6 protein-coding genes are annotated in these 13,745 nt (G+C 67.6%); 1 reads left to right on the plus strand and 5 read right to left on the minus strand.

The genetic code is table 11. The features are described 5' to 3' along the window. Positions 1 to 429: 429 nt before the first annotated feature. From LDL48_RS44720 to LDL48_RS30100, 5 genes are all read right to left on the minus strand, one after another. Positions 430 to 966: an SUKH-4 family immunity protein gene (locus LDL48_RS44720; RefSeq protein WP_225257877.1), complete on the minus strand. Its 537-nt coding sequence runs from the start codon at positions 964 to 966 to the stop codon at positions 430 to 432. Positions 967 to 975: 9 nt separating this feature from the next. After that, positions 976 to 4,950 carry a hypothetical protein gene (locus tag LDL48_RS30085; RefSeq protein ID WP_225257878.1) on the minus strand — a complete coding sequence of 1,325 codons (3,975 nt, stop codon included), beginning with the start codon at positions 4,948 to 4,950 and terminating at the stop codon, positions 976 to 978. 17 nt (positions 4,951 to 4,967) lie between these two features. After that, complete coding sequence (locus LDL48_RS30090) at positions 4,968 to 7,439, minus strand: LamG-like jellyroll fold domain-containing protein (protein ID WP_225257879.1); 2,472 nt, start codon at positions 7,437 to 7,439, stop codon at positions 4,968 to 4,970. Between the two features lie 982 nt (positions 7,440 to 8,421). Beyond that, positions 8,422 to 12,648 carry an nSTAND1 domain-containing NTPase gene (locus tag LDL48_RS30095; RefSeq protein WP_225257880.1) on the minus strand — a complete coding sequence of 1,409 codons (4,227 nt, stop codon included), beginning with the start codon at positions 12,646 to 12,648 and terminating at the stop codon, positions 8,422 to 8,424. Then, on the minus strand, positions 12,638 to 12,985 hold the full coding sequence (locus LDL48_RS30100) for a CU044_2847 family protein (protein ID WP_225257881.1): 348 nt from the start codon (positions 12,983 to 12,985) through the stop codon (positions 12,638 to 12,640). Before LDL48_RS30100 ends, LDL48_RS30095 begins: the two co-directional genes overlap by 11 nt. 406 nt (positions 12,986 to 13,391) lie before the next feature. Here LDL48_RS30100 and LDL48_RS30105 point away from each other — a divergent pair, with 406 nt between their 5' ends. Continuing rightward, on the plus strand, positions 13,392 to 13,715 hold the full coding sequence (locus LDL48_RS30105) for a hypothetical protein (protein ID WP_225257882.1): 324 nt from the start codon (positions 13,392 to 13,394) through the stop codon (positions 13,713 to 13,715). Positions 13,716 to 13,745: the final 30 nt, after the last annotated feature.

Here is a 13,745-nt window from a genome sequence, read left to right on the forward strand (position 1 = left end):
CGTCGCCCAGGGCGAGGCGCAGGAGACCTCGCCGCCCGGTTCGAGACGCGCCGCTCCACACTGGTCAGGCCGTACGTCAGAAAGCAGATGAGTGCCCGCAGTTCCCCAAGTTCAATGGCCTGGCCTGTCGTTGATCACGGTGGACAACCGAGCCGAAGCCATGGCCCGCTCGATCACCGACCCGGACCGGCAGGCGCAGGCGCTGTGTGCGGCAACTAGGGCGAGTGGCGCCGCCGGCGATCCCGACGGGGCCGAGACGGTGACCCCGCTCGATCACCGACCAGTACCAGCAGGCATGGGCGCTGTCCGCGGTAGCTAGGGCGATCGGGTCGAGCCTGTTCCGCTCTGTTGCGGTCGCTCTATGGCAACGTCCTCGTCATCTCGACGGTTAGTCAAGCTCTTCGATAGCACGTCCGAACGAGTGCCTTATTATTCCCCTTGATCAGACATTTCGGGGTCGAAGGTACCCATCTGGACGTCGTAGAAGAAAGCTTCCCAATACGTTTCCTCCCCGATTCCGAAAGCCGTTTCGTCGATGGTCGAGATCGCCAACCGGACCCGGTCGGCGGCCTCGTCCCAGTCTTCAAAATCAGGGGGCGAATAGAACGGGAACATGGTTTGAACAGCTCGGATGCATTCGGAGAAGTGGTCCAGCGTCGCGTTGACGTGTGCTCCTCTGCGACCATCGGGGACGAAGGCGGTTACCACACTTCCAGTTTCGAGATCCACACACATCCGGATAGGTGCCAGTGCAGGACCGCCGAAGGAGACCAGGTCGCTGCCGCCGCCGATCCGTCGCGCGGTTTCGCCGGCCAGATACCTCTTGCGGATGAGGTTTCGTGGTACTCCAGGCTGGCGGAGTCGTTCAGCCAGCCACGGTGGTACGTCCGGTTCCGCCGGCACGCTGACGAGTTCGAAGGACAACCCGCCTCCGGCATTATCAAACTCACTATCTGTCACAGGCACGGTGAGATCCTACCGTAGCAGCATAAGTTGTCGGATCGCCTTCTTGAGGGCGGCGGTTGTTTCTTTCCTAATTGCGTTTCGCCTCGCAACGTCGGCGTGGTTCCATTCGAAGGACCAAGTCACCTCTACGGGGTATCCGAGCCTCTCGATTGCTTTCTGGCAACCGCTCGTGGCGCAGGGAGCGCGCTCCGAATACAGGCGCAGGATGCGAACCCCTTCGGCCATCTGGATCAGATATATCTCGGCGTGCTCGTCGTTGTCAGACCTTGCCGTAATGATTCTGCCATTGGACAGTTCAGCTGCTGCGTAGTTGCCACCCTTCGCGAGACCGCTTGGGTCGGTGAGGCGTCGGTGGTGTACGGCCCGGACGAGGTCGTCGGCGGTGTCGAAATAGTCGACCCATCGCCCGATTTCGCACCCGGCCGGGTTGGGTGTCATAGCCGACCGGCTCATGCCTGTGGCGGCGGTGAGTGCACCGGCAGGGCCGGTGCACGGTCGGTTCACCACGCTGCGGGCGAGGTTGGCGTCGATGGCCTTGCGGGGGACGATGACCCGCTCGATGACGGCGGGGATACGGATGCGGTTGAGGGTCCCCTTGAGTAGTCCCATACCAGCCGTGCCGCCGCTGACGCCGCCGGCGGCGGAGCCGATGAGGGAGCCTTCGACCCATGCTCCGTAGAGGCCGCCGATGCCCATGCTGACTTCGGCGCCGCCGGCGATGGACAGGGCGGTGGCGCACAGCGCGGCGCAGGCGGCGCCGAGGGCGAGTAGTTCGACGGCGAGGCCGGTCGCGGCCGACACGGTCAACCAGGCGCTGAAGAGGAGCCCGCCGGCGACGAGGAGGTCCCAGGACCGGTTCGTCATGAAGTTCGGGTTGAACGTGTCGGCGACGCAGCTGCGGTAGTAGGTGCTGTCAATCTGGGCGAACTTGTTGCAGAACTGCTTGTTCAGCGTGGCCCGGGCGAGTTTGATGTCCGCGGGGTCGAAGACCTTGCGGCAGTTCTTCAACAGATCCGGGGTGTGCCAGGAGCCCTTGTAGCAGTCGATGAACTGCTGATCCAGTGCCTGTCGCCGTTCGGAGGCGATCATGTCGCTGGTGATTTTCTCGGCGGCTCGGTAGGCGGCGCGAGCTTCCGCGGCGTTTCTGCCGGCGGCCAATGCCGATGCCTGGGCTCGTTTCGCGGCGCTGACGGCCCGGCCGGCGTCGCGTTTGGCCTGTTCGTAAGAGTCGCGGGCGGCGGCGGCGGACTGGTTCGCGTCGGCCGCTGCCTTGTTCGCCACGTCGGCGGCCCGCGCCGCGGTACGCGCGGAACTGACAGCCTCGATCGCGGAGTTCTCGGCCTTACGTGCGGCTTCGTCGGCCTGGTTGGCGTACCGGACGGCGTTCTCCGCGGATCTGACGGCCTTGTCCGCCCACTGTTGGGCCTGCTCGGCCCAGCCGCGTGCGCGGGCAGCCACGGCCTGGGCCTGCTCGGCGTGTTGGGTGGCGGTCGTCGCCGCGCTGAGCCCGCGGGCGAGCAGCGCGAGCATCTCCTGGTTGTGGACGTCAGCGTCGGCGTCGTTCTGCGCGGCGGTGTACCAGCCGGTGGTGACGAAGGTGTGCAAAGAGCCGGGGGCGCCGTCCAACGCGTTCTGCGCGGCCGCTTTGAGTTCCGGGCCACTTTCCGGGTCGGCCAGCATCCGGTTGGCCTTGATCCGGTCGTCGTGGTAAGCCGCATGGAACTGGCCGGTGGACAGGAACGCACGGAGGTCCTCGTCGGAACCGTCGAGGGCCTCCTGCGCCTGCCGCGCGGTGGCGACGTTGTCCGCCTCCTGCGCCTTGCTGAGAATCCGGACGACCGAGAGGCGGTCGTCGGTGGACCGCTGGGGATAGTCCTGCTCGCGCAGGAACCGTGCGACCTCGGCATCGGAGGAGTCGAGGGCGGCCTTGGCGGCCAGTTGCATACCCGGTGTGCCGGTCTGCAGCAGTGTGGTCACGGTGGCCCGATCGTCACGGGCCGCGGCCACGTCGACGCCGACACGGATGAACTCCACAACGTCGTCGTCCGTGCCGCCGAGCGCGGCGAGGGCCTCCTGCTGAGTGGCGGGGCCGGCGGTCTGGCTGAGAGTGAGCGCCACCTTACGGGCGCTGAGCACGGCCACGGCGGGGTCCGTTACCGGGTTGCGCACCTCGGCGATGAGCCGGTTGGTCTCGGCGCTGCGTTTCGTGGCTTCCTGCGCGTCCCACTCGGCGCGGGCCTGATAGGCCTCGTAGGCGGCCAGTTCGGTGCGGGCGGCCTCAGCTCCCTCCTCGGCTGCCACGGCCAGTCGATCGGCCTCGGCGGCACGTGCGACCTCGTACACCTTGTAGGCGTTGTTGGCGGCGGTCACCGCCTGTTCGGCTGCCTTCGACGCGGCAGCGGCGGCGTCGGTCGAGGCCTGCGCGGCGCGCGTGGCGTCACCAGCGTGGTCGGCCGCTTGCAGGGCGGCCGCCGCAGCGGCGTTGGCGTCGACCGCCGCGGCTTCCGCAGCGACGCGGGCGTTACCGGCGCCCTGCAACGCCGCCTCCGCGAATCGCAAGGATGCGGCCGCGGCCCGGTTCGCACGCGCGGCCCGGTTACGGGCTCGGTGCGCCGCTGCCTCAGCCTCGCGTACGTTGGCGCCGGTGGCCCGGGCCAACGCGAGGGCTTGCTGGGCGGCGTTGACGGCGTTGGCGGAGTCGATGCTCGCGGCGGTCGACGCCCGAGCGGCGTTGATCGCCTCGCGGGCGGCCTCTTCGGTGCGGCCCACGGCGTAGGCGGCGTCCTGCGACAGTTTCGCGGTGACCCGCGCGTTCTCCGCCAGAGCCCGGGCAGCCGCGCTCTTGTCCTCGTTGACGGCCGCGTCCGCGGCCGCTTTGTAGGCCCGGTTGGCGGCATTGCGGGTCATCGCGGCGGTAGCCGCCGCTCGCGAGGCCGCCGCCGCGGCCGCCCGGGACGCGGCCACGGCCTCGTGCGCGGCGTCAATCGCCTGTGCAGCCGCGTCCGCGGCCTTACTCGCGGCGTCGGCGGCTCGGGCAGCCGCGTCGGCGGCCTTTTCGGCGTTGCCCTTGGCGGCCTCCATGGCCGCCAGCGCGTCTTGGGCGGCTCCCTTGGAGGCCGCCGCGGACGTCGCCGCCTGAGCCGCCTTCTCCTTGGCGGTTCGGGTAAACACTGCAGCGTCCGCGCTGGCTCGCTGCGCGACGCTGACCAAGTCGGAAATGGTGGTCGCCTCGTCGTCGCGGGCAGCCGCGACAGCGTGCTGAGTGTCGAGGAAGTACGTCAGGGCATCGGTGTCGTCCGCGTCGAGTGCCCGCTGCGCCAAGCGCCGGACGTTGGAGTTTTCAGGAGCCTTGGCCAGGATCTGCACGACCTTGAGCCGCTGATCGGTTTCGAACGGCGTGCGCCATCCCGACGCCAGGAAGGTGTCCAGCGGCCCCGCGGGTTCGACATCGACATCGTTAATTCCCTCGATGTCGGCAAGGTCGTCCGGGTCGGGGTCCGGCAGGATGGCGGTGTCCGCGTCGAGCGCCTTCTGCGCCGCCACGCGCACAGTCGGGCCACCGGCCGCAAGGAGTTGATTGACCCGCACACGTGCGTCCGTGCGAGTGGCCTCCTGCCACCCCGTCGTGAGGAAACCGCGCACATCGTCGCTGTCGAGCGCCCTCTGCGCGGCAGACCGCACCGCAGGGCCACCCCTGGCCAGCATGCGGGTCACCGTCAGCCGGTCGTCCACCGCCTGCAGCGTCTCCGCCCGGTCCAGGAACGCCCGCACGTCGTCGTCGGAGCCGAGCAAGGCCCGTTCGGCGGCCGGGGCAAGCAGCGTTCCCCCGTTCTTCCACATCCGCACGACCGCGTCGCGGTCGACCGGTGCGACCGGGTCCGCCGCCTGAGCCGCCGGAGGAACCCAGACCAAGTTGATCGCCACGGCCGCGGCGGCAGCGAGCGCCATACCGCGTACCCGGAACACCCTGCGCGCCATCGTCATCCCCCGCATCCCGAACCTCATCCCGTCGCCCGCAGCCGCAACAACGTCGTCGACGAGTCCTCCTCACCCTCTCCGACCGGCGTACTGCCGTCCGGATCGACGACCACTGACAACTTCCTGCCGTCCTCGGACTCCAGGTCCGCCGTCACACGGTGCCCGGCACCGGAACGCAGCCCATCACCACGAATCTCGTAAACGGCCGGCACTTCCAGCTCCAGAACCCCAGTCGGGGCGGACACCCGGAAGCAAAACCTCCCTCTGCCGTTCACTCCCACCAATGCGGTGGTGCTCACCCGCAGCAATCCGATGTCCCCCTCGACCGGTGTGGCGCAGTCGACCATGCGAATGCGGCCGTCGCCGGCGATCAACCGAATCCCAAGCGTGGCCAGGAACTTCGCCTCACCGGGATACGAGAAGTCCTCTAGCGCGAATACGGGGGCGGGTTCGGAAGCGACCTGGCGCACAGGCACCGCCGCAGCGGCGACCTGGCGCTGGTACAGGTCGCGTACCTCGACGGAGGTCAGGACGCCTTGCACGGTGTGTACCTCATCAACGCTGCCCGACCACCGGTAATCGTCCGCGCCCTTCCACCGGCCGCCGCCGATGACGAACCGGCTGGTAGCCGGCCACACCGTCGCCACGCTCGCCGCTCCGGCAGCCTCGCCGTTGACGTACAAGATGATGCGCTGGCCCGCCGCGTCGTACACCCCGGTCAGGTGCGCCCAGACGCCGACGACCGGGCCGATCGCGGCGACGATCTGCACCAACGACCCGCCGGAGTCGGAATCGGCAGTATGCAGCCAGAAGGTCCATCGGTTGGCGGTGTTCTTGCCAAGTCCAAACATGCTCGTCCGGGTGCCGTCCTGCGACACGGCGTTAGTGTTGGTGGCGGTCAGCCGGTCGGCCCGCACCCACGCGGACACCGAGTACGACTGATCGGTGCGTACCGCGGCCGGGCCGGTCAGGACCTGATCGACGCCGCCAAACGAGGCAGCCCGGCGCAGGCGCCCGTCGGTGTACAGCACCCGGCCGACCGAGGTGAGGTGCCGGTCGTAGCCGGAGGAGTCCGGTGCCCGATCCTGCATCGCCCACCGACCGGTCGCGGCATTGGCCATCGACGGCATCTGGCCGCGAGTCAACGCCCTGTTCCAGGCCTTCACCTCGGCAATGTCACCGGCCCAGAAGTAGGCGTTCGCACCCACCCACCGGCCGCGGCCGATCGCAAACGCCCCGCCCGCGGTCCACGGCGCGACCGACATGGTGGCCGTCGCGGCGAGCGCGCCGTCGACGTAGAGCGCCAAGCTGCGGTCCGCCACGGTGAACACGCCGGCGAGGTGCGTCCAGACGCCGACCTTCGGGCCCGTGGCCGCCGCGGCCTGCGCCAAGGCACCACCGCCGTCCGTATCGGCCGAGTGCGTCCAGAAGACCCACTTGTTGGCGGTGTTCTTACCCAGCCCGAACATGCTCGTGCGGGCGCCATCGACGGACACAACATTGGAATTCACCGCACTCAGCACCGTCGGCCGCACCCAGGCCGACACGGTGTAGTCACCGGCCGTGTCGACCACCGGGTCTACCGTCGCCGCACCGTCGTTGACACCGTCGAACCGCACCGCAGTCTCACCACCGGGAATGCGCCCGCTCTGCCCCAACGCCGCCCCGGACACCGACGCCGGGTGCGCGGGCCCGGCCACCGTACTGTCGCCCAGAGTGGTTCCCGACATCTCGCTCATGTCCCACCGGCCCACCGGCTCGCCCGTCACGACGCTCTGCCGGACCCAGTCGCCGAGGTCGTCCACCCGGATCGCGGTCGCTTCCCGCTCCGGCTCCGTCTCATCCAGACACCCACCCGGCCACGACGTGTTGATGACGCCGGTCAGCAGCGGCCCGTCCGCGGCCTCCTGTAACGCCGGCCCACCGGCGTCACCGCGGCACACACCGACGGCGTCGCCACCGACGGTCAACTCCGCCTCGGACACCTCTCGGACCGTGAACTCGGCGCTGTGCGCCGCCGCGGGCAGCCAGTCCTGCTGGGTACGCCCGTAACCGGCCACACGGACCGTCGAGTCCACCGCGGCCGGCGCACTCGCCAGGGCCACCGGTGTGACGCCGCGCACCGGCGCCGCCAGCCGCGCCAACAGCACGCCCCGCGTCGCGTGCGGCACCACCTGCACCACCGACCGCACCTGACCGCCCGCGCTCGGCAAGTCGCCCCGACCCAGCGACGCGGTCACCGGCACCACCGGGCGGCCGGCAGCAGCGGCACCGGCACCGGTCTCCAGGCACGCAGCCGCCGTCAGCACCCACTCAGCCGCGACCAGGGCACCACTGCACGCCTGCACGCCGTCGCCGACGTCCAACTTGGCGACGAACGAATACCGTTCGGCCGGTGCCGCCTGTCCACCCGCGACGGCAAACGCCGGCGCGCTCGAAGCAACAACCACTGCGGCGACCGCCCCCGCTCCGACAGAGAGCAGGCGGACGCGCAAGGACCTTGTCAACGTGATCCCCCGTGTCAGTCGACGCACCACCCGACGGCACGCACGTAACTGAGTGACTACCAAGCGCATCGATGTGCGTCAAGGCCCCATGACGTCAACGCCTGATCGGGCAGCGAACGACATCACGCCGTCCCAATGACCGACAGCGTTCGTCGAGGGTGGACTGCGACGTGATGGACATTCGACCGACTGACACGCATTCCCTGCACCGTCTGACGGCCGCCGGGGGACTCGTACGAGGCCAGCGGGCCATCCTCGGCCCGGCACATCCGCAACCGCTGCGTTCCCAACTCGGTCTGACCATCGCGCTCGAGATGACCGGCGACTCCGCTGGCGGACAGGCGCAACTGCGCCTCGTGCGACAAGCCGCGTCCAAGAACGTCGGGCGACTCACGCAGACCTTCGGTCAACCATTTGCTGCCTTGTTGCTCAACCCCCTCCCCACCGCGTTGTGGAAGCGCCTCGCGGCCCCACCACAACCGCCGGAGGACTGCTTGCTGACTCCGCGCTCCGGGGAGAAACCAATGGCCTCGACCGCGTGGCCTGCAGGTAAAGCTGTTCTCGGTAAGGGCTGTGGCCGATCACGACTTCCAGCACCCGGGTTCGTGCTGCCATGGGATCGTGGGCCAGTGCGTCAGCCGGCCGGATATGTGCGTCGAAGGGTTCGCTGGCGGACGGCTTCGCGGTCGGGCTCGGCCGATCCGTAGTCGTCGCCGCCGGCGCGCGGTCCGCGGTGGCAGCCGACGGCGAGGTGCGGACGGCGATGAGGCCGAGGGCGCTCGCCATCACCGTTGATGTCAGCCTGACATCTGTCCAGAGCGCCGCCCAACAGGACCCCCCAACCCGAAAAGTGTCTAGATCTAGCGGCCGGGTGTGATCCGGATTCGGTGGACCGGCGGGACTGGAGACGCCGGCAGGTGGAGCGCCGACGCGCATTGCGCAGGGCGGCCGCCGGCGCGTGACGACTGGACTAGCAGGTCTGGCGGTACGGAAGGCCAGGAATGTAGTGTGCCCATTCGGACCTGTCGAGTCCTCGGCCCGCCATCGCACACGCCTTCGCGCGCGGATCGGCAGCTAGGGCCATGATCTCGCCAACGTCCCAGGTGAACACCTCGAAGCTCGGGCTACCGGACACGACGGTTTTCTCGCCGGGTCCGAAGAACACCGAAGAAACGGCGTTTGTATGCCCTCGCAGGATCGCCAGTCGCTTCGGATCTTCGGGGTGGTACAGATCCCAGACGGTCACGTTCTGGTCTTCTCCTCCGGTTAGGAGCACGCGGCCGTCAGCACTGAACGACGCCGACCCAACCCCGGGGTCCGTGCTTGGCACGGCACCGATCCGGCGCACATCGCCGAGATCCCGCACGTCCCAGAGATAGCTCGTTTCCTTTCCGCCGGTGAACAGTCTCGTACCCGTGCGATCGAAAACGAACGGCATTGCGGCGTCGGACAGTGCACCTGTCAGCCGGCGCGGGCGGGTCGGTTCGCTGATGTCCCAGAACACCGCCGCATCCGATTCCGCTTCTGCGTTGTACATGGTGGAGGCGGCAAGCCGCGCGTCCGGGCTGACCATGGCGATCGCGAGCGGGCTACCGTCTGTCTGGAGTTCGGATAGCCGTGCGGGTCGGGCCGGATTGCTCAGATCCCAGATCGTGATGCTGGCAACGAAATTACCCTCTTCGGAAGCGCTCGCATCGACGGCCGTGATGACCGCCATCCGTGCGTCGTCGCTCACGCTGACGTAAGTTGGCCCGTCCATGCCTGTACCGAAGGCGCCTAGACGCACGGGGCGGGCCGGATTAGTAACCTCCCACACTGTCGCTTGGCCGCGCGATCCGGTTAGCACGATACTTTGTGTCGCGGCCGCCGCGAAACTGTCGATGTCCTGCGGTGCAACGCTTAGCCGGCCTACCCGTCGCGGTGCTCGAGGATCGGTCAAGTTCCACAACAAGGCTTCGCCTTTTCTCCGGCCCCCGGCGAGGAGCAGCTTCCGGTCCGGTCCGATCGGCACCACCTCGTTGATGCCGCCGTCGGAACTACCCGGGATTCGTGCCGCCTGAGGTATCGCGGCGGGCGGGCGAAGATCCCAGATCGTGACGCGGCTCCCGTCGCTGGTCGCCGCCAGCCGGCCGTCGGTGCTCACCGCCGCGCCGGAATCAGAACGGCCGAACGTCGCGGTACGGCTCGGATGTTGGGGATCGCGAAGGTCCCAAAGACTGTTGGGCTGCCCCGGGCTGGCCATCACCGCAGTGTCGCCGCTGGGTGTCACCGCTACGGACGCACCGCCCAGGTCCTGAGTTTCGTAGGTCGTCTTCAGCTCGCCGTACCGCTGCGGTTTACCGGGGTTGCTCAGGTCATAGACCACGCCGCTCCCTGCGGTCACCATCTTCCCGTTCCGAGCGACCGTCAGCGTCATATCGAACGGGTCGGGCTCGTCGAGCCGCCCGAGCCGTCGAGGCCGCTGCAGATCGGTGACCTCCCAGACGTTGAAACCGCCAGCCTGTACAACCGCGAGCTTGCCGTCGTCGCTCAGGCCGTAGTTTGGCGACTGCACACCCGGTGACCTCAGGCGACCGGCCCGGCGGGGGTGCCGAGCATCGGTCAGATTCCACAGTTGGAGATCATTGACCGAGTCACCGGCCGTCAGAGCGACCGTGCCGGAGCTGTCAAGAATCGCCCGTCCCGCCGAACCAGCCAGCCGGGCAACCCTGGTGGCCCGATACCGTGGCCCGTCCAGCCGCCACACCTCGGTGCGGTCGTTCATACCGAGCAGCATTATCTTATGGTTGGCGCTGAATTCGGCCGACCAGATGCGCTGGGCCGAGGTGAAGGTGCTCAGCGGGTGTGGCCGGCTCGGGTCGGTCAGGTCCCAAAAGGTGGCCGTCGCATCCTCGGTTCCGACCAGCACTACTGGGCGATCAGGCACGAACGCGATTGCGTCTGCCTCTGAGGTGATCCCGGGAAGGGCCGCCGCGAAACGATTGTCGATCACCGTGTCGAGCAGACCGACGCGGGTCTCGCGGGTCGGGGTGATCGCGTAAGCGGCCGCGGCGAGCCGAAGCGCGGTTGCCGGCTCGGGCTCACGAAGCAAGGCCGACTCGAACACGAGTCCGCGCGCCGTTGCAACCTGCTGCTGCTCGGCGGCTCGGCGGGACTCCCGGATGGCAATCCCTGCCGTACCGGTGGCCAGCACCAGCAGGCCGACCAGCGTCATGACGACCAGCCGCCGCACCCGGTTCCGCCTGCGTAGAGAGGCTCCTTCCGCCTCGATTCGGCGCTGCTCGGCCGCGGTGCTGCGCACGACGAGCTCCGCCAGATGCCATGTCTCGGACGGACGTTCGGCGACCATCACGACCGCCTGCTGCAGGACGGCGCCCCGAAGCAGGAAGTCGTCGCCATGCTCGGTCCAGTCGCGCTTACGAAGCTCGGTGTGGTCCAGCCAGGTGAGGAACCCAGCGTCGTCGGCACGCCAGGCCACCAAGCACGGCCACTCGCGCAGCAGGATCTCGTGCGCGATCTCGGCCGCCTCCGCACCGGTGGCGGAGTCCCGGAGCAACGTGACCAGCCGGCAGGAGGCATCGGCCAGCTTGTTCACCACGGCCCAGTCCGCCTCTGACAGCTCGGTGCGCAGCACCGGCCGGCCGACACCAGCCAGGTCGGTGCGGGTGAATCTGCAGAAGACGTGCTTCGCGCGTAGCCGCTCGTCTTCGGTGAGCCGGGCGAGGCACTCGTCAGCATGCAGAATCAGACCGCGTCGCAGACCACCCATGTCAACGTACGATTCGAGCGTGAGCTCCTCGTTTCGCTGGGCCCATAGCTGACGCAGCGTGAACTGGACCAGTGGCAAGTCGCCGGCCTGGCCGGCGAAGTCCTTGACGATCTGAGCGACCAGCCGATCGTCGAGCCGGATCTTCTTCCGGGAGTTCGCAAGCTCGGCCGGGCCTACGATCGCGGATCGCAGTTCCGTCTCATTCATCTGCCGCAACGGACGCGCGTTCCGCTGCAGGTAGCCGCCGAGTCGGGTTTCCAAGGTGACGAAACGGCCATAGAAGTCGTCGCGTACCCCGAGCGCGATCACTGCGGCCTGGTCGCGCTCTGCCTCAACAAGATCACCGATCATGCCGATGAAAAGTTCGAGCTCCCGTTCATCGTGGCGGTGCGACAAAGCTTGCTCGAGCTGGTCCACAACCAGCACAGCGCGCTCGTGTCCGGTGAGCACAGCGAGTTCCGCCAACGCGCCTGCTAAGCCCAAGGTGGCCAGGCTCCTCCGCCAGCGGTCAGTGTCAGCGTGACCCGATACCCGGCCCATCGCGGCCGCGATCGCCGTCACGACCCGGTCACCTGGGCGGACGAACAGCTCGACCTGAGAGGCCGTCCGTCGGAGCCCGGCGACGAGGCCGGCGGCCAGCACCGACGACTTTCCGCTGCCGGAGGCACCCATGATCGCCAGCAGCGGTCGTTTTTCCGCGTCGGCGAGCAGAGTGCCGACGAAGGTTTCCCGGCCGAAGAAGCGTTCGGCATCACCCACCTCGAAGGAACGCAGACCTGGATACGGCGACGCTGGCGGGCGATAGAGCTGGTCCGGCCACATGTCGACGGCGACATCGGCACGGACCACATAGACATCGGTTCCGTCCCCACCGGCCGCGTGCAGGATGCCTGCCACCTCACCCGTGCCGATCAGCCAGACCGGTCCTCCGCTGAACCCGGCACCGACCGCGAACGCGCCTCTGATCACTTGATCGACCTGGATCCGACCCTTGTCGATGTCTCCCATCAGTTCGCCACCGACATGCCCCGGAGCATGTCGGTCAGGCGACGGGCCCCACATCTGTACGGCCGCTCGCGGTGGCGGATCGTCGAGAACGAGGGCCAGTGGCGGCGTGCCGACGGGCTTGGGCTGCTTCAGGACGAGGCCGGCGCAGTCGTGCGTGAGGAGGTCGGCCCCTCCCGCCGGGCCCCATGCCGCGACTGCCGCCCGGCAGACCGGCATTTCCTCGCCGACACCGCCGAACGGGAACTCGATCAGGAGATAGGCGTCCCGGTCTGGTTCCTCAGTTGTGCGCTGCGGTCGCCCCAGCGCGGCGTTGACTACATGCGCGGCCGTCAGCAATTGCCGCTCTCCGACCACGAAGGCAAGGCCTACCGGCTTCTGATCTCTCCCGAGCACCCGTGCAACGGAATGCTCAGGTGTCATCGCCCGGACGATCCCAATTCATGGTCACCTTCAAGGTCGCCTCGGCGGTGCCTTTGGTGAGAATTACTCCGGTCTCTCCGCCCAGTTTCACGCCGATCTCCACGGCCACTCGGTCAGGCGAATTCTCATGCTCACGCACCTTCGAAATGATCGTTCCAACAGCGGGCAGCAAGCGATTAATCGACGTCGAAAGCGAATGGGCAGCACGGAAAGTACGACGACCATCACTAGACGTAAGCTCGACATCGTCCGCGCCCACATCTCGCGATTCGACCTCGATCTCGATCTCAACCTCACCATCTTCTTCGATCGGCACCCGAAGCAGGACCGTGGCCATCGAGAACTCCTCATCGGACAATCGAATCGGTCAACATCACAGCAAACGAGAAAGGCTTATGAGTCGTTGGCGCCGTGCACCAGGGGTGTCGGGGCCCGTGCGCCAACACCCCGAGGTCCCAAGCCCGCTGAACCCGCCGTGCCTTGCTTTGCCGCCATTCAGCACCGACGCCTGGCGTAATGTCAAGGCCTTTCACTCGAATGATGTAAAACTTTCTCGCATGCCAGCAGCAATTTGCGATGCGACACGTTGCGGAAAGGATTTCTCGACTCGGCGAGAATTGCTCGCACATGCCATACTCGCTTAAACGTCCGACTTGTGAGCGAGAGGTTAAGGTTCCTGGTGCGCAAGATCGCTATCACTTTGGCGGCATCGGCACTTCTCGCCACCGATTGAGGCGGGTTCGGTGGGCGTCGGGTCTGTCGTTTTGGCGGGTCGCCGCGGTGCATGTTGCTGCCCGACGGGGCATGCACGGCAGCCGCCGGTCGAGGCGGCGGATTATGGTGTTGATCGCAGCCCAACGGATGAACGCCACCAGCCGCTGAAATTCAGCCTCACCGAGGCCGGCAATCTCGCCGTGAACTGGATCTACCTGATCGACCGGATCAGCGCCACCGTCGCGGTGGGTAGTCACCGGCCTTCCGGCGCCGTCAGCGGACCGGGCATTCGCCAAATGCGCCGTGTTGCCGCGGCGGAGTGGACGGGCCTGCATTTTACGGGCGACACCTGATCGCCGGCGCAGTTTTTGACCAGGTCCAGG

The sequence above is a fragment of the Jidongwangia harbinensis genome (assembly GCF_020216025.1).
Taxonomy (GTDB): domain Bacteria; phylum Actinomycetota; class Actinomycetes; order Mycobacteriales; family Micromonosporaceae; genus Actinoplanes; species Actinoplanes harbinensis.

What these genes read in the sequence shown, in the direction of transcription:
- LDL48_RS30085 (WP_225257878.1), bottom strand. Translation starts at nt 4,950, where the DNA reads ATGACGATGGCGCGCAGGGTGTTCCGGGTACGCGGTATGGCGCTCGCT.
- LDL48_RS30095 (WP_225257880.1), bottom strand. Translation starts at nt 12,648, where the DNA reads ATGACACCTGAGCATTCCGTTGCACGGGTGCTCGGGAGAGATCAGAAG.
- LDL48_RS30100 (WP_225257881.1), bottom strand. Translation starts at nt 12,985, where the DNA reads ATGGCCACGGTCCTGCTTCGGGTGCCGATCGAAGAAGATGGTGAGGTT.